The sequence below is a fragment of the Streptomyces sp. x-80 genome, assembly GCF_046549095.1.
GTDB classification, from domain to species: domain Bacteria; phylum Actinomycetota; class Actinomycetes; order Streptomycetales; family Streptomycetaceae; genus Streptomyces; species Streptomyces celluloflavus.
Map to the genome: position 1 here is coordinate 128,563 of NZ_JAJPWM010000009.1, position 16,566 is coordinate 145,128.

The following is a 16,566-nucleotide window of genomic DNA, read 5'->3' on the forward strand; positions in this document are numbered from 1 at the left end:
TCCGCTTTGCACTCCAGGTGCCGAGGCAGTCGCGGATCTATGTGATCAGGACGATCGCGAGAATGCACCGTAGCGGATGGCCCGGCAGGCGAGGACGGCGACTGGAGGCAGGAATGGGTAATGCGCAAGATGTCAACCGCCCCGCCGAAACCGCACACAATAGCATTTTTGAACATTATGAACTTGACACGCTTGATGATCTACTTGTCGAGCGCAGCTATCGAATTATGTGCGCTTGGATATCAGACGGGTCAATCTTTCGCAAGCTCCACCAAATCGGACCGTTCCGCCTCCCCTTCCTGGCGTTGCGCAACGATCCAGACACGGTCAGCGAAATCGCCGGCCTGACCGTAGCGGTGGCCGTGAAAAAATTCCGCAACAATATCGGCAGCCGACATGGCTGGGATCCGTCTCAGGGGTCCACCCTGAGCACCTTTTTCATCGGGCAATGCCTGTTGTGCTTCCCAAACGAATATCGCCGTTGGCTCAGGGAAAACCAGTCACTTCAATTCAGGGATGTCTCACTAGCCGAGATCGAGCACTTGCTCGGCACCTACAGCAACGACCCGGAATTCATTGTCATGACTCGACTTGCTATTCATGACATCCTCTCAACAGTCGATGAGCGCACTCGCCTGGCCTTGATCGCATATGCGATCGGCTATCCGCAACGCGATATCGCAACTATTCTGAAGATAACACCCAAAGCCGTGGAAATGCTCATCTATCGCGCCAGGTCCCAAATGCGCCAAAATTTCCACATGCCTCAATAAGGGTACTCGTCCCGCGGCCCAGGCTGGTGATCTCGCTGAGCCTCTTTCATCCTGAATTCTCGCAGGTCAGTCCTTCTGGTCCCTGTCGGGGAACGCCTTGACCGGCGTGAAAACATGGCCGTGGCGCCCGCCCGTTGATGCCGGTTGTCCGTTGGGACGTTGAGCCCGCAGGTCAGTCTGGTGCAGGAGCCGTTGCGGGGCTTTGCCTTGTTGCCGTAGAGCACGCCGGTCAGAATTTCCCTTCCCCGTGGCTCCTTGGGCAGGCGGCGACATGGGCGACGAAGTCGTCCAGCCACGAGGGCAGTTCGGTGAGCCCTTCGCGGAGGTGTTCACCGCGGATGAAGGGGCGTCCGGGGTGCTTCTGCCAGCAGGGGGAGCACAGTCCCAGCCCGGCATGCCACCGCAGTTGGCCGCACTCGCGGCAGATCCGCGGCGGCTGCTTCGGTGATCCCGGGTGAGAACAGGGCCCGCACCAGCCGGTCGCCTCGCGCAGATAGCCCGGCTTGCCGCCGCGCGGACATGGCTGCTGGGCCTCCAGCTGCTCGGCCTTGCATCGGCAGTTCCGGCACAGACGGTTGCCGGCCGTGCGAACGGGATGGCCGCACTGCTCGCAGACGCGCAAGCAGATGACGCACCGGCCGGTGTCCGCCTGCAGGACTCGCACCTTGCCGCACGACGGGCACGTCTGCTTCGCGGCCTGTACTTTCATCGACCGCCAGCACCGGCAGCATTGCTCGCGGTCGAGGTAGCCGACCGGGGCACCGCAGGTGACGCAGTCCCGTTGCTTTCTTGCCCATGGTGAAGTCCGCAGGTCACAGGGGTGGCATCGACCGGCCCCGGGCGGACCCTGCGGCATTGGGCTGAGCGGGGGCGAGCCGGGGCGGGGCCGCCGGCCGCTCGACCGGGATGGTGTCGACTTCGATGAGGTCGTTCGGGGTGCACTCCAGAGTGGTGCACAACGCGGCCAGCGTCGACATCTTCACCTGCTGTCGGCGTACAAGCGAACGTGCACCACCTCTTACGCAGGACGTAGACGATGCCGTCCAGCACGACCCGGTCGGGTACCCGAAGCTGGCCGGGATGTCGGTCTAGCGAGCCGAGTGTGTTGGCAGCAACGGAGCTATGTACTCCCGCAGTTCATCAGGGACGAGGCCAGCAGATACCCTCCAGACTCTGCCCATGAAGATCGTCAGCCGCCAGTCGACACATCTATCTCATTCTGAAATGACCGAGGCAAACAGGAGGGGCCGCGCGGCAGACACAGCACGGCCCCTCCGCACCTGCACCCGTCCTACGCTGCCGCGGCGACCTTGGACTGTTTTCCACCGCCGGACGCAGCTGTCACGTAGGAACGGGTGCTCAGGACGCCGACACGAAGCGGAACTTCTGTGAGTAGAGGTCCGTGCATCGGAACTGGTCGATCCGAGCGCTGTCCGCGGTGCTCTCCTCCCGGACCGTCAGGCACTTGTCCACAAACGTGTGGATCTCGACCCGCCCGTCCACGAGCGGGAGGATGCGGAACTTCTGTGAGTAGAGGTCCGTGCATCGGAACTGATCGATCCGAGCGCTGTCCGCGGTGCTCTCCTCCCGGACCGTCAGGCACTTGTCCGCGAACGTTTTGATCTCGAACCGCCCGTCACCGACCGGGTGGAAGGTGAAGTTCTGCGAGTTGAGGCCCTCGCAGCGGAACTGGACGATCATGGCACTGTCCGCGGTGCTATTATTATGGACCGTGAAGCACTTGTCCGCGAAAGTCAAGATCCGGTAACTCTCATCTTGTTGGGTGGAAGCCCCGGATGCTGCGGAGGCCTGCGGCACCCCCATCAGGGCGGACAGGACTGCCGTCGTTGCGGCTGCCGTGACCACCGACCGCCACGAAACCTTACTCATCTTGCCGATCACTCGGATCCCTCCCTCGTTCACGGCGGGATATCTCCCGCGCTGACAACTGGCGCCGGACCTGGACGGCCGAGCCGTTCTAGTCATCGGACGGGCAGCGCTGAGGAGATGAGCCAAACCGCCCGTGCCGGGGGCGCAGGAAGCACCACATGAAGCGCCAGAACCCTCCCGCCCGCCGTCGTGCGCCTGCCATGCCCGCACGAGGATCCCCGTCTCACAGGCGATGGCGATGGCGTCCGAGAGGGTCCGGGACCTCCACCCTGGCCTGCTGTCGGAGTACGACCTTGGGCCCCCCGTGGCGTACGGAGGAACGTCCCCAGCTGTCAGGCTACTTCGGTCTCCCGCTCGATGACCTTGAGGCGGTTCTTGAGCCGGTGGCTGGGCCGTTGATAGAGATCACTTCGCAGTGGTACAGGAGGCGGCTACGTCTTCCTCGGCACCGCCACCGCGGCAGCACTCGTCATCTGACTCCGAACATGATCGGCCGGACAAGTCCTACCGCACCTACACACCGGACTTGCCGTCGACCACCCGCACCTGACCGGTACCGCACCGCATACCGAAGGCTGGCGCCACAGCTACGACTACGTCCTCGACGATCTCCACACCATGTGGCCGGGCGCGACTGCTCGCGCCTCCGCATCGTGATCGGGCGCTGGGGGGAGTGTCTGATTAACGGCTCTGTTCCGTAGTCGGTGGTGACGCTGCGTTCTGCTCATTGGAGGAGGATGCGGTGGTGGAGGAGGCCGAATCCGGCTCGGCCGTGCATCTGCCGCATGATCTTCTTGGTGCGGGTGTTGACGCCCTCGGTGCGTCCGTTGTGGTAGGGCAGGGTGAGGCCGGCGTTGACGGCTGCGTGGTCGAGTTCGAGGCCGTTGCAGAAGGTCTGCGGGTGGGGCAGGTCGGCGGCCCGGACTGCGGTGATCTACTCGGTGAGCTTCGCGTCGTTGCCCGTGGCCGGGGTGAGCAGTTCGGCGAACTCGTGGACGCGCGTGGCGGGTTCGGCCATCTCGGGGCAGGCGGCGGTGAGAGCGGCCAGGAGGGCGGTCTCCTTGGTGCGCAGGTGTTCGGGGTGGGTGAGCAGGAGCCGGGTGGCGCGGCGGGGGGTGGTCACGGGCCGGTCACCTTCGGCGCGTTCCTGGTTGAGGTAGCGGACCAGGAGGTTCGCGCTCCGACGGAGACAGCCGTGCGCCGGATGAGCGCCGCTGGTCCTGGGGCACGGCCACGTGCAACTCAGCGCAGCAGGCTGAAGACGACGGCAGCAACTCCGGCGCCAGCCACTGCGCCAGCCACGACCTGGGCAAGGGTGTGGTTCTTGAGGACGACCCGGGACCAGCCGACGACGATGATGAACGGGCAGGCGAGCAACGTCAAGGAACCGAAGGCCAGCGTTGCAACGGCTATCGCGCCGGCGGGCACGGCGGTATGGAACGAGATCTTCCAGAAGGCTGTGATGGCCATGAACACTATGAGCGACGCCATCATGGCGACGACCAGGGCCAGGACTTCGCTTGGTGCGTCAAAGATCAGCATGAGGGCAATCCCGGAGAGGACCGAAACCATGATGCCGGGGATGACCACCAGTCGGTCTTGGCGTCGCCTGATGTGACGGTCTCCCCAGTAGCCTCGTCGTCCGCCCCACTTGATCCAGAGGATGGGCAGCACGGCAGAGAAGACACCAGCGATCAGGCCCCATGCGATGCCTGTCCATCGGTCGGCGTGCCAGCCGATGGCGAGGGTGATGACGAGCAGCCAGTTCTTTGGCTCCAGCGCATCGGTGATGCGTCGCGCGGTACTGAGGTCGGGGTTCGTGGTTGGAGGTTCGGTACTGGTCATGGAAAGCCCTATGAAGCGGTCGTCAGCTGAGTGGCGAAGGTATTGACGGTGGGTGAGTGATAGGCGATGGACAGCTGCACGAGGCGCTCCACCTCTGCGTCAAAGTCCGTACCTTCAAGGTCCAGGCATCGAGATTGCTCAGCGGCGCTCGAAGCTCGCTCTTCTTCGAGAGCAGGCAGACCATCCAGGCGGGCCTGCCGGGCAGCTTTCAGGCAGAGCGCCTCTGTCATGAGCGCCAGACGGTCGTCCTCGTGGCCGTGAGGTGCCGCTGCGGTGTGGGCCCTGTCCCGGAGTTCGGCTGTCATGTACGCAGAGAGAGTGCGGGCTGCGTCTCTGATCTCGATCACGACTCGGTGGAGCATGACCCTAGGGCGCCGCCGTAGGGTCGTCTTGAGCACCACTTCGGGGACAGCTTGGGTAAGGGAAGCCCATAGGGGCCGCAGCCGACGGACATTGTTCCAGTCAGCGACGGTGTCCTTCAGGACACCTACGGGAGCGATGCAGTTGCCGATGATGATCAGGGCGATGGCGGTGTATTCGATCGCGTCGGCGATCACTTGGACTTGAGCGTCGCTGAAGGTAAACCCGGACCGGCACAGCAAGGAAATGAGGTGCGCGGCACGGAACAGGCTGTAGACGGCCCCGATGCCTGTCCCCGCCCCCAACAGCCGCAGGCCGGCACGTAGCCAGCTGCGGGCCGCGTAGCGGCTGTAGCTCAGGCACATCCAAGAGGCCATAGCCGTCGCGAGTGCCAGGTAGACAACGAAGGTGAGGCAGTAGCCCACTGCGAAGGCGTTGTCTCGGTACCCCTCGTAGAAGTTCTCTACTCGGGTGGGTTGGGGCACCGCGGAGTACAGCGACACCATCAAGATCATGATGCAGGCGCTGATCACCATGATGGGCTTGCGCGATGCTTTGAGCAGGTGCGGGTGGGCCATGGCTATGACGAAGTCGAGCACGGCGCCGATGGCGACGATCCCCACCATGTGTTTGGCAAGCACGGATGCGTTGTTGACACCGGTCACGTTGTCGATCTGGCTGGCCAGAAGCGGCACGGATGAGGTGATTGCGGCTGCCAGCCCGGTGAACGCGACCCACATGGAGCGCTGCTGGGGTCGGCGGATTGCTGCGGGGAGGCGCCACAGGGCAACCATCCACAGCAGTACGACGATGGTCAGCTTGATGGCGGTCATTTCTTCCGGACTCGTGCGGGATGGCCAAATGTGTCGCTAAGGCGACCGAGAGTGCCGACGGCATCAGCTTGGGTTGCCGTGACTTCCGACCGCCGGCTGGCTTGCTCGTGTATCAGCGTTGCGAGGCTTTCAGCGTCGCGCTCCCTAGCGCTGCTGAACGCGGTACGGCCGAGCAGGTTGAGGATGCGGTCCGTGGCCACGCCGAACTCGTCAACGGGGTCAGCGGCTGCGGCCAGGACCTGGGCCCGAGCAGCCTCGGCACGGATGATCTCCGCGATAGGGATGTCCGGGGGCTCAGCTCCTGAAACGCGCGAGAGCATCTCCTCGAAGTACGCCCCCGCTCTGGTGAGCTCTTCGGGGCTCGTCTCTTCCGCCACGGTCAGCTCAGGAGTGGTGTGCCCGAGGAGCATGTGGGCGATCTCATGGAGGATGATCTGCGTTCGCAGGACATCAGACACCGTAGCGTCGTAGAAGACTAGGTCCGCCTCATCGAGGCCCAGCCATATACCGCAAGGCAGTTCTGGCAGTGCCGGGCCGTCCAGCGGAAGCAGGAGCAGTGGACGCCCCCGCTGTTGCGCAATGGAGTCAACGAAGACTTGCAGGTCAAACGGGCTTGGGATCGACAGATCATCGAGTAGGGAGGACGCGATACGTCGCCGTCTCCGCCGCACCATGGTCGACCCACCCTTCCCCACAACCGGGCACCGCTGCCATCCGGAAGGTGATGTTCCGTTTTTAGTCGGTACTACCCTATGCGCAGCGGGCGAAAGTTAAGCAAACGGGTACAGCGCACTAGCAAACGGCCTCTAGCGTCGGCGCCCGCTGCCCCGCGAGTGGGGTGGTTCCGGGGGCAGCCCTTCAGCCTCACGAAGCCCCTCCACGATGCTCTTGACGCCGCGCAGGGACCGGGCCGACAGGCCGCTGAGCCGAAACGCAACCGCCCTGACTTCCTGGTTCTCCAGGGCGTCAGCAAGCTCGTCAGCCGCTCGGGCGCGATCCGCGGACTCCTTGATCTCTCGAATCCGCTTGTCCACAGACTCAGTGACCGCGTCGTCGAGGAAGTAGCCGACGGGCACTCCGAAGAACATCGCGAGTGCCTTCAGACTGTCCACACTCGGGTTGGTGACCTTGCCGGTGCGAATGCTCTGGATGGTGGCGTGCGAAGGGGTGGGGTCCCCCTCTCCTGCGCGCTGCCTGATCAAGGTCTCAAGCTCTTTGTAGGTGTACGGCCCGCGACCAGCAGGGTGCAGCGTCTCGATCAGATGCCCAAGCTTCTGACCGAGCGAGGACTCAGTCACCTCGGCTCACACTTCTCTCCATCGCTCCATCCGGTCAACTGGATAATACATACCGCAGTGAATGATTTGTCAATCAAGTCTGCTTGACAAGCGCACAAGTGATCGACTTATGCTCAGCAGGTCATCCAGTCAACTGGATGGCCGCCACTCGGGGGGTGCCGTCATCCGGTGAACTTACGTCACGGCGAGCCTCGCCGGGCCTGCCACCGAGCCTCGGTGACCCCCTGAGCCCGCACCAGCCGTTCCAGGGGAGCCTCGTACAACTCATGCAGCACGACCGCCCACTCGGGCTTCATAGGCGCCACTCCGAGCTCCATCTCGGAGACATCGGAGCGCTGAACAGAGAGTTGGCGAGCCACATCCTCCTGCCGCAGGCCGGCACGGGCCCGCAATGTCGCAAGGTCGGCATCGGGTGACAGGGGGGCAAGCAGTTTCGAGCGGGGGACGCAGAGACACTCCACGAGCGCCCCGAAGAGTCGAGAACTCGGGACCCCCTTCCCCTTCTCCCAGCGCCATACGGTGTTCACGGAGACCCCGATCACCTTGGCGAGGTCGGCCTGCGACAGTTCGCACTCAAGGCGGGCAGCGCGGAGCGCGGCGGGGCTGAAGTCCTCAACGCTCTTCACGCCGCCAGTATCCCACGAGTCAAGAGACGGAAATGATGGGTCGGAAATGATGATATAGTGATCACACTGAAGGGCGGAGCTTCCCGTCCGGATACAACGACTCGTGGGCGCCATCGGCGGCCACCGTCAATCGCGTTTGGCTCACCGGCCGGAGCTGCAACTCCAAACCGGTGAGCCAGACTTGGGGGCAGTGCCCCCACACGAAACAGTGCAGACCGCACACGGCGTAGCAACCCGCGGTCGCACTTGGGTAGTAGTGGCGGAGCGACGCTCTGCCACTACCGAAAGTAGGCGCGGCTATGCCCGCCTGCTCAAGGAGTGATTGTGTCATGGGACTCCCCACGGAGGCACCCACTGTGGAGGCTCTCGCCTCCGGCGGGCTGGAGCTGCAAGGGCTCGCCACCATGCTGAGGCTGATCGCAGAAGCGGAAAGCATCGAAGCGCTGATCCGTCGGCTCCCCACGCTGGCCGATACGCGGCTTCATGTCGACTACGCGGAAGCTGCCCGGCGTCTGGGTATTCCTGAAAATTGGCTGCGTGACCGTATCGGTGCGCTTCCCCATCGAAAGATGGGAAGGTATGTCATTTTCTCCGAGGAAGACCTCAAGGCGATTTCAGAGATGTACGCCGTGCACCCGAATGGAGCCGAGAAAGGCAAGGGAAACGACGGGATTAACCTGTCTGCCCTTACGCCGTCTTCTCGCTCACGTTCGCGCGCGCGCCGCTAATCTCCCATATTATTCGGAGCCTCTTCCTAGCAGGGTTTAAGGTTCCTCAAATCGCCAGGAGTACCCCGGTGACCCATTCAGTTACTTTTGTCGAGGCCCTTCCCGAGCCTTATCGCCGCCCCTCAGGGGCTGATTATCGGCATTCCGAGACCGCTACGCTTCTTCGGGCGAACCCCGGGCAGTGGGCACAGATTCAGCAGCGCACCAAGAGGAGCGATGCCGCTACAGCGGCCTATCAGGTGCGGAATGGCATTCTGGCCGCCTTTCGGCCGGCGGGTGCCTACGAAGCTAAATCGCTGACCAATGATGGAAAGTTCCTGGTGTTCGCCCGGTATGTAGGAATGGCTTCTATGCCCGAAAGCGGCACGACGAGGGGACCGCAGTGAGTACAACCGTGAGCGGTCTTGTGCAGGCGGCCCGCACCGGTAATTGGCGCCCCTTGCTCAGCACTGCCGCAAAGGCCCCGGGTTCGCATTGGGCCGAGAATGCGCGGTGCTCTGGCCAGGATATCGATACCTTCGTTCCTTGGCTCGACGGTCCGCGGCAGGACCCGCAGCACGTGCGGGATAAAATCGGCATTTCTCTGACTCGCGCTCTGAACATCTGTGCGGAATGCCCGCTGGCGGTGGCGGCCCGGTGTCTGGTCGATGGGCTCAAGCACGATGACGAGTACGGCATACGGGCCGGGCTGCTGGCATCGGAGCGGGTCGAACTCCAGGAACAGTGGCACAAGCGGATTGACCGCGAGGCCGTTGCTGCGGCTCTCCGCGGAGCTACTGCCCTCCTCACAGACGCAGAGAGAAGAGAGGTCATCGGCCGCTTCGCCTGCGATCCGGCAGTCGATGCTGCTGCTGTCGCTCGCGCGCTCGGTGTCTCGCACAAGCACCTGACGAAGCTTGCATCCAGGTATCGGTTGAGCCTCGTGTCGGCTGCTGATTCGGAGAACTCCTCCGCCGCTGCCTGATTCCCAGAGCGGCAGGGACATACTCATTCCTTTACACAAGAAATCTTGTGCCATTTACCGGAGCACTCTCCCATGCCTGAAATGCCGGCACCCTTCCGGATGCACTCCAAACTTGTAAGCGCCGCCGAGGCAATGGCACCCGCCGCAGTACCGGTACGCACTCCTTCGCCTCACGGGCAGGTTCCTGAAGACGCCCCACCATCTGGCTTTCTTGGACAACGGAGTATAGCCGGAGCTGCTGGAGTCGCCCGATGAGTGAAATCGTCACGGACCTGGTTTACAGCTTGTCAGAATCGCGCGGCGGCGCGCGGCTGGTGCTACTCGCCTTGGCCAAAGAAGCCAATGACCAGGGAAAGGCAAGCCTGTCACTCGTTGACTTGTCTCGACTTACCCGGCTTTCCGTACGCGGAATTTCCAATTGCCTTAAAGAGTTGGCTTCGCTTGAGGAACTGAGCCATGAAAAAGGCGGGGCAAATAAAACCAATAGCTACTCGATTCTGCTGGGCCAGGAGTCGACAACGCCGGTGCACTCCGAGACTGAAGGTCTCACTCCACCCCCGCTCGACCCCCACCCCGGAAAAAGGTTCCATGAACCACGTTCCAGCAGCGGTCCGGCAGAGTCTGCGAGTTGGAAATCTGATGCAGTGAAGTTGGAAATCTCTTCCTCGCGTACGCGTGGTGGTAATACTCCCTACGGGAGTATTACCACCACCAAAAAGCAAGCTAGCTCGCAAGCTTCCGTCACCGTGTCGAAGCGGCACCAGCCCGATGTGGTCGATGTCCCAGCAACTGCCCACGAGGTCGTGGCGGCCATGGAGGGTGCAGGGATGCTCGTCGGCTGGCGGCTCTCCCCGGCCGAATGGGACCGGGTAACAGCGCTGTCGGCTCGGTGGGGCGCTCAACGGCTGGTTGAGGTCATCGCGCGGCGATGGGATCCTGCCCGGCCCCCGCAGTCAGCCCGCTACCTGCTCCGCATCTGGGATGACCTGCCGTCCCAGGTTCCGGCCGAGGCCGCTCAGGGCAACGTCGTCCCCCTCCGGCGCGAGTCCGGCGCCTGGAAGCCCTACCGCAACCCGGCAAAGCCGAGCGCCTACCAGAACGGATTCTGACCATGGCCGAGCCCCAACGCGCAGGCCACGCCGGGTCTATGCGCGCCATTGAACGGATCATCGCTGCGAAGGGAATTCACCTCATGTCCGACCCCGCACCGCTGCCCGACGCGACGGGCCCCGGTGATGCGGTGTGGCACCACAGCGCTCGCGTCGAGTACGCGATGACGCGCTGGGAGACTGCTACCCCGCCCCGGTTCCGCGACGCTGAGGCGACGCTTCCGGAGGTCCGGGCCTGGGCAGACCGGGCCCGCACGGACCCGGCTTCGGCGGGCGCCATGCTCCTGACCGGTCTCACAGGTACGGGCAAGACCCATCAGGCATACGGAGCCCTGCTACGTATCGCGGCCGGCGGCCCCGACCGCTTCGAGCTGGTTGCCGTGAACAGCGCTGACATGTACGGATCTCTGCGGCCGAGCCACGTCACGGGCGCCTCGGAACGAGAGCTGGGGCGCCTGTCCAAGGTGCAGTACCTCTTCCTCGACGACTTCGGTACCTCCAAGACGTCCGAGTGGACGGAAGAGATCACGTACCGGTTGATCAACTACCGGTACAACCACTGCCTTCCGACGATCATCACGTCGAACCTGCCCGCTCGTGACGCAGACGGACCCGACCTGACTGATTTCGTCGGCGATCGAGTGGCCAGCCGCCTGGCGGAGATGGTGACCGCACTCGTCCCGATGATCGGGGACGACCGTCGCCGCGGACGGGGGGCAGCATGATGCCAATCCGTCTCCACGGGTCCGCTTCGCAGCTGCCCGCGACATCTGTGTACGTCGGGCAGGGGAGCCGCTACGCCAACCCCTTCCGGGCCGGCGACACGAGCCCCTCCGAGCACCGGACGCCCATGTCGGCGGAAGAGGCTGTGGATCTGTTCGCGGCCACGCTTCGCGGGCCTGTCGGCCAGTGCTACGCCGAGCACTTCGCCCGTGCGCTTCACGGGCTCGACCTCGTGTGCACGTGTCCACTCACTGCCCCCTGCCATGCCGATGTCTTGCTCTACCTGGCGAACGGTTCCGTTCCCCACCGCACCGCTCGCTCTTTGGAAGGTCCAATTCAATGACGCACCCGATCATGTTCGCTGCGGCGAAGCTGCTCATCACGGCGGAGGAGCGTCGGACAGCGGCACGGGAGAGTGCCTTCCGTACCTGGGGCCCGCGCTCCGTCACGGCCGCCTCGCGCTACGCCCGGAGTGTGCTGGGCGACGAAGCTGTGACGCTCGAATGGGAGCCGTTGGAAGTGCTGCGGCTGGAAGAACATCTCCAGGCGCTCGTGTCCCTGGACACGGTGGGCGGACAGCACTTGGAGCTCTACTACAGCGGCAACGGTGATGGGACGGAGCGGCTGGCGCTGCGGCGTTCATGCATCTCGTGTCCCAGCCAGCAAGTAGACGACGTGACCTCACTCGAACAGCTCGGTCAGCTGCTTTCGCGGACTCCCGCCTGGCAGGAAATCAACCCTCGAAACGGTGGTGCTCAGGCATGAGCAGCGACCACATAGAGAAGGCATCCGCGGTGCCTGCGAGGTCCGCTTACCAGCTACGCCGGATGTCGGTCTGGGACCGCACGGCGATCATTCTGCTCGGTGCGGCCGGCTTCGCGTTCTCGTATGACGCGCTGCGTCAGGTGGCCATCGCCATTCACGCTCGGCCACAGCTGTCGTACCTCTTTCCGGTCTTCATCGACGGGTTCATTGCATACGGCGTGAGGGCGCTGGTGTTGCTCCGGCACAGCGGGTTCGGTGCCCGCCTGTACGCCTGGATTCTCTTCCTCGCGGCCACCGGGTCGAGTCTCTGGGCGAACGCACTGCATGCGGTCACGCTCAATGATGGTCCGCAGCCCGAACAGTCTCCGTTGCACCTTGGGGACGGCGTCGTTGGCGCCCTCTCGATGCTCGCACCGCTTGCACTCGCGGGCTCGGTGCACCTCTACATCATCATGGCGCGGACGGCCGAATCGTCCGTCCCGGACCGTCCCAAGAGCCGTCCAGGACCGGTCCGCAACGCCGTACAGACGGAGCGGACGAGCGCGCACGCGATGCACAGCAAGCCAGGCGACGGCACCCGGATAGCGTCACAGGGCCTGGTGCCGGTGCTTGGTCCGTCCGCACCGGACAACCGCGATCAGGCCCCGGCGGACGGCCGACAGAGCAGTGAGGACAAGGCTGTTCAGGCTGGTGCGGCCCTTCCTGGGGATGCTGCGAACTCGCCGTCCCCAGGAAGGGGGCATGTGAAGAGTGCCCCGGACGGACAACACGCAGAGGCCGACCTGGAAGGTGAAATCCGCCCGCACGGGGCCTCACTCCCCACCGATCCAGCGGGCGGCGGATCGCTGGCTTCGGAGGTGCCCGACTCCCCTGTGGACGGCAAGAAGGTCTCCGTCCCGGACGGGGAGGAAGCCCCGGCGGATCGGGAAGCCGTGAACGCGTGGATGGAGGAGTTGCTGCCCATCGCGCGGGACGCTTCCCTCCGGGCCGGACGGGTCAGCCGTGACGCGATCAAGGAGGCTGTCCGGGCCCACCAGCCGATCAGTAACGACCGCCTCGGCGAACTGGTCGCGGTCCTGCGCGGGGCAGAGGACAGGGCCGAGAAGGGGGCTCCGAGCTCCGCTGCCGGTTCGCTGTGGTGATCTCATTTCGTAGGTGACGCCCTGTGGTTGCCGCGCCGGATCTCTCCCGGCTCAGCATCCACGGGGTCGTGTCCAGGAAGGGAGTAGGACATGAGGCGATACGGACGCACGGCAGCGGCGGAGGCCGCCCGACTTGAGGCCGTGGAAGCAGCCTCCCGCCTCGAACTCCGCCTTCGGGCCGGCGGTCTCCTGGAGCCGGTCGTTGTGCCGGGGCTGGTGCTCGACGCTGGAGAAACGGCGTTCGCGGACGTGGTGTGCGGCACGGCCCGGTTCTACGGAACGGAGGTCGTCTATCCGCGGGGAGGCGCGGGGTACTTCGAGGACCACCCGACCTTCGGTCGGCGTTGGGTGCCCAACCACTGCCTCGACGCCCGGCGTCGCCAGCAGGCGGAGGCCGATGCTCAGGCACGGTGGCGTGATCACACCCCGGCGCGCGTCGTCCTCACCTCCGATGGGCTCCGTATCAACCCTGCCAACGCGCTCGGCGCCTGGCTGCCGTTCGACCACGTTCTCCTAGTCGGCATCACGGTCAGCCCCGAGCACCAGGCACTTGAGCTCTCGTACAGCGTGTGTGCCCCGGTGCTGCTGTCCGGAGCTGCGGCGCCGTGGCTTGGTGTGGCGATCCGGCATCTCGTGCCGGTCTCGCAGTAGCGACAAAAATTCGGTGGTTTCCCAGCGCGATTGACTTGCTGGAACTCCATTCATGGAACGCAGTTCCAACTTATCTCGCCAATTCGAGATGTCCCCAAACCAGTGTCAGGATCTCGGCACGGCCAATGCCAAAGGCGTTCTGATGGCCGTGCCGATTCCGTATACCCGCAATCTGCCCTGCGCTGGGAGGGGTTGATTCACCATGATATGAGGCAGGGCGGCCGACGTGTTCCAGAGCAGAATTCCGAGCACACGGCCGCAGGCGGATAAGGGACTCGGCGAACGGGTCCTTCGCAAGGGGAGCCGTTCCCTGACTCAGGCGGGTTGAAGCGGCTCCCGTCCCGAGGCCCTCCTCACCGGGGGCTTACGTAAGGAGCACGACCTCATGCGTTCACGCATGCCCACCCCATCCCGGCTGACCGCCGTCGCCGTGGCTGCTGGGGTGGTGGGCACCCTGGCTTGGGCCCCGACTGCGGGTGCGTCCGACAAATACGGTCCGGGCTTTCAGATCCCGGATTCCGAAGGGCACGCAGCCGCGAGTCACATCGGCGCGTACGGGCCGCCGGGCCTACGCGTTTGGGGTGACTACGAAACGTACTGTGCTGACCCTTCTCGCCGTGGTCCTGATGCGGCTGGCGGTTACTTCGGGCCGAAACCTGTCTCACAGTGGACATCGTCGGAGACCGGGCAGCGCGTTCCGGACGCCAATGTCGCGTACGCCTCCTACATCATCGGCAAGTACGGCCAGACGCATTCCGATGCGCAGGCCGCAGCCGTCGATGCCGCCACGTACGAATTGCTCGCGGGCGGCCCGTACGGAATCAACGGTGCGCGTGGAAAGACCCGTCTCTCCTACCCGAGTGTCTCCTCCAACTCTCGTTCGCTGGCACTGGGTTACCTCGCCGAGGCCAAGAGGCTGGCCGGGCCGTACGAGCTGCACGTCCGGCCGAAGGTGAAGGAGACCACGGAAGGCAAGTCCGTGTCGGTGGACGTGGAGGTCACGTCCAAGCTGTCCGGTGAGCGCGTGCCCGGGGTCAGAGTGGACCTCGGGACGGGCTCGTCGCACGTCACCGTCACGACGGGCAACGACGGCCGCGCGACCTGGATGTTCACGCCGTCCAAGGCTGGCACGGCCACGGTCAAGGGCACCTCGTCCAACCTCCCCGGATCACAGCTGAAGAGCCTGGACCCGCACGACAGCCGCGCTCAACGGATGCTGCTGGCCGGGGACAAGTCGACGGTCCAGGACTCGGCCGCCGTCACGGTCAAGTCGGCCACCGGCGGACTGGAGATCCGCAAGCGTGACCCGGAGGAGACGCGCTTGGTCGGGGTCGCCTTCCAGCTCCTGGACGCGGGCGGGAAGGCCGTGTCGGAGGGCAAGACCAACGAGGATGGTGTCCTGGCCTTCGAGGGCCTGGCGCCGGGCAAGTACCGGCTGCACGAGACCTCAACGGGCGACGACATCCACGGCCTGGTGCCGGATCAGGACGTGGTGATTGTCGCCGGACAGTCCGGCTCGGCTAAGCCGCTTGTCGTGATCGACCCGTTCCGGGACGCCGAACTCGTCCTCAAGAAGGTGGATAAGTCGACGGGCAAGCCGCTCGCCAACGCGGTGGTCGAGATCGACGCAGACGAGGTTGACGCCTCCGGGAAGCACCGGCCCGGCAAGAAGGTCGCGGACGTGACCACGGGCAAGGACGGGCTGGCGAAGATCAAGCTCGGGGTGGACGTCAGCGCGGGGAACGCGTACTGGGCCAAGGAGGTCAAGGCCCCTGCGCACTACCAGCTCAACAGCACGCCGGAGCGGTTCATCGCCAGGGCCGGCGCGGTCGTCAACCTAACGCTGGTCGACGATCCGATCCCGGCCACCATGCGTGTCCTGAAGACCGACAAGGCGAGCGGCAAGACGCTCGCCGGCATGGGCTTCGACATCTCCACCATCAAGGTGGATCCGTCAGGCAAGAAGGTCGTGGGCACCAAGGTGGCGTCCGGCGTCACGGAAGCCGATGGTAAGTCCAAGCCCCTCAAGCTGGATGCGGCCGTGGAAGCTGGTACGGAGTACCTGCTTACGGAGACCAAGGCACCCAGCGGGTACGACAAGCTGGCCAAGCCCATCTCCTTCACCGCGCGGGCGGACAGCGAAGTCATGGTGCGGGCTCAGGACAGCAAAACGGCCATACCTCCCAGCCCGACGCCTTCAACGCCTGGCAGCACACCGCCGTCTGCGAAGCACGAGGACACCCCGCCCAAGGGTCCGGAAGCACCGGAGAAGGACGGCGCCCTGGCGCACACCGGCGCAGATATGACGCCGTGGGCCATCGCAGGAGCTGCCGCGCTTTTGACCGTAGGCGGCGGGACGGTGTGGATGGCCCGCCGTCGCCAGCAGGCGCCGGGTAACGCCGGTAACAGCCCGCAGGGGTAACCCCCAGCTCCTGCGAGGGTGTTGCGGCCCAATCCAGCTGCCGGGCCGCAACACCCGCTCTTCTCTCCACTTCCCGTTTGCTCTTCCTGGTCAGAGGTTGCGGTTCCCCATGCCTTCATCCACCCGCTTTGCGCGGATATCGTCCGCTACAGCCACGGTCGTGGCTCTGACCACCCTGGCGACCGCATGCGGCAGTGGCCCTCCCGGCAGCACTGATTCCACACGCCCGAGGGCTGCTTCTTCCTCCGCTGCTGTCCCCGAGACGTCCGCGCCCGAGAGCCTGGCCTCCCCCGCACCACCCCACGTCCTTGCCCCCAGCGCACAGGCAACAGCGAAAGCGTTCACGACGGCGTTCGCGCAGCACGATGCCCGCGACGGCCGCGATCACGCGTATGCCGATGCCGGAGCCCGTGCTGCGCGGTACGCGTCCGGCGATC

General features: G+C 64.6%; 19 protein-coding genes and 1 pseudogene. 11 read left to right on the plus strand and 9 right to left on the minus strand.

Annotation, left to right across the window (positions count from 1 at the left end; translation table 11 throughout):
- The first annotated feature begins 113 nt into the window (after nt 1–113).
- Nucleotides 114–773 (plus strand): RNA polymerase sigma factor, encoded by a 660-nt coding sequence (locus tag ACLJWH_RS19920; RefSeq protein WP_411143069.1) that lies wholly within the window; start codon nt 114–116, stop codon nt 771–773.
- Between the two features lie 229 nt (nt 774–1,002).
- Here ACLJWH_RS19920 and ACLJWH_RS19925 read toward each other — a convergent pair whose 3' ends face one another.
- The 9 genes and pseudogenes from ACLJWH_RS19925 to ACLJWH_RS19965 form a co-directional block, all read right to left on the minus strand.
- On the minus strand, nt 1,003–1,437 hold the full coding sequence (locus ACLJWH_RS19925; RefSeq protein WP_411143070.1) for a hypothetical protein: 435 nt from the start codon (nt 1,435–1,437) through the stop codon (nt 1,003–1,005).
- A gap of 148 nt (nt 1,438–1,585) precedes the next feature.
- The gene (locus ACLJWH_RS19930; protein WP_411143071.1) at nt 1,586–1,756 is read right to left on the minus strand and encodes a helix-turn-helix domain-containing protein; all 171 of its coding nucleotides are present in this window, start codon (nt 1,754–1,756) and stop codon (nt 1,586–1,588) included.
- A 376-nt stretch (nt 1,757–2,132) separates the two neighbouring features.
- Complete coding sequence (locus ACLJWH_RS19935; protein WP_411143268.1) at nt 2,133–2,759, minus strand: RICIN domain-containing protein; 627 nt, start codon at nt 2,757–2,759, stop codon at nt 2,133–2,135.
- 628 nt (nt 2,760–3,387) lie between these two features.
- Nucleotides 3,388–3,843, minus strand: a pseudogene (locus ACLJWH_RS19940) (transposase); the annotation flags it as partial.
- Between the two features lie 62 nt (nt 3,844–3,905).
- Nucleotides 3,906–4,508, minus strand: coding sequence for a hypothetical protein (locus tag ACLJWH_RS19945; protein WP_411143072.1), 603 nt, complete (start codon nt 4,506–4,508; stop codon nt 3,906–3,908).
- A gap of 8 nt (nt 4,509–4,516) precedes the next feature.
- Complete coding sequence (locus ACLJWH_RS19950; RefSeq protein WP_411143073.1) at nt 4,517–5,701, minus strand: MAB_1171c family putative transporter; 1,185 nt, start codon at nt 5,699–5,701, stop codon at nt 4,517–4,519.
- Complete coding sequence (locus tag ACLJWH_RS19955) at nt 5,698–6,159, minus strand: hypothetical protein (protein WP_411143074.1); 462 nt, start codon at nt 6,157–6,159, stop codon at nt 5,698–5,700. The genes ACLJWH_RS19950 and ACLJWH_RS19955 overlap by 4 nt, the downstream gene beginning before the upstream one ends.
- 348 nt (nt 6,160–6,507) lie before the next feature.
- Nucleotides 6,508–6,999 carry an XRE family transcriptional regulator gene (locus ACLJWH_RS19960; protein ID WP_411143075.1) on the minus strand — a complete coding sequence of 164 codons (492 nt, stop codon included), beginning with the start codon at nt 6,997–6,999 and terminating at the stop codon, nt 6,508–6,510.
- Between the two features lie 179 nt (nt 7,000–7,178).
- A complete protein-coding gene (locus ACLJWH_RS19965) occupies nt 7,179–7,625 on the minus strand; it encodes a helix-turn-helix domain-containing protein (RefSeq protein WP_411143076.1) in 447 nt (148 codons plus the stop codon).
- A 329-nt stretch (nt 7,626–7,954) separates the two neighbouring features.
- Here ACLJWH_RS19965 and ACLJWH_RS19970 point away from each other — a divergent pair, with 329 nt between their 5' ends.
- The 10 genes from ACLJWH_RS19970 (at nt 7,955) to ACLJWH_RS20015 (ending at nt 16,129) form a co-directional block, all read left to right on the plus strand.
- Nucleotides 7,955–8,353 carry a helix-turn-helix domain-containing protein gene (locus ACLJWH_RS19970; protein WP_411143077.1) on the plus strand — a complete coding sequence of 133 codons (399 nt, stop codon included), beginning with the start codon at nt 7,955–7,957 and terminating at the stop codon, nt 8,351–8,353.
- A gap of 68 nt (nt 8,354–8,421) precedes the next feature.
- Nucleotides 8,422–8,739, plus strand: a complete 318-nt coding sequence (locus tag ACLJWH_RS19975) for a hypothetical protein (protein ID WP_411143078.1) — start codon at nt 8,422–8,424, stop codon at nt 8,737–8,739.
- An 8-nt stretch (nt 8,740–8,747) separates the two neighbouring features.
- Nucleotides 8,748–9,317: a WhiB family transcriptional regulator gene (locus ACLJWH_RS19980; RefSeq protein ID WP_411143079.1), complete on the plus strand. Its 570-nt coding sequence runs from the start codon at nt 8,748–8,750 to the stop codon at nt 9,315–9,317.
- Between the two features lie 251 nt (nt 9,318–9,568).
- On the plus strand, nt 9,569–10,426 hold the full coding sequence (locus ACLJWH_RS19985; protein WP_411143080.1) for a hypothetical protein: 858 nt from the start codon (nt 9,569–9,571) through the stop codon (nt 10,424–10,426).
- Between the two features lie 83 nt (nt 10,427–10,509).
- Nucleotides 10,510–11,151, plus strand: a complete 642-nt coding sequence (locus ACLJWH_RS19990) for an ATP-binding protein (protein ID WP_411143081.1) — start codon at nt 10,510–10,512, stop codon at nt 11,149–11,151.
- The gene (locus ACLJWH_RS19995) at nt 11,151–11,492 is read left to right on the plus strand and encodes a DUF4326 domain-containing protein (protein WP_411143269.1); all 342 of its coding nucleotides are present in this window, start codon (nt 11,151–11,153) and stop codon (nt 11,490–11,492) included. Before ACLJWH_RS19990 ends, ACLJWH_RS19995 begins: the two co-directional genes overlap by 1 nt.
- Complete coding sequence (locus tag ACLJWH_RS20000) at nt 11,489–11,914, plus strand: DUF6195 family protein (RefSeq protein WP_411143082.1); 426 nt, start codon at nt 11,489–11,491, stop codon at nt 11,912–11,914. The genes ACLJWH_RS19995 and ACLJWH_RS20000 overlap by 4 nt, the downstream gene beginning before the upstream one ends.
- Nucleotides 11,911–13,056 (plus strand): DUF2637 domain-containing protein, encoded by a 1,146-nt coding sequence (locus tag ACLJWH_RS20005; protein ID WP_411143083.1) that lies wholly within the window; start codon nt 11,911–11,913, stop codon nt 13,054–13,056. The genes ACLJWH_RS20000 and ACLJWH_RS20005 overlap by 4 nt, the downstream gene beginning before the upstream one ends.
- Before the next feature lie 90 nt (nt 13,057–13,146).
- Entirely contained in the window at nt 13,147–13,707 is a 561-nt protein-coding gene (locus tag ACLJWH_RS20010; protein ID WP_411143084.1) for a hypothetical protein, read from the plus strand.
- A 430-nt stretch (nt 13,708–14,137) separates the two neighbouring features.
- A complete protein-coding gene (locus ACLJWH_RS20015; protein ID WP_411143085.1) occupies nt 14,138–16,129 on the plus strand; it encodes a SpaA isopeptide-forming pilin-related protein in 1,992 nt (663 codons plus the stop codon).
- Nucleotides 16,130–16,566 lie beyond the last annotated feature (437 nt).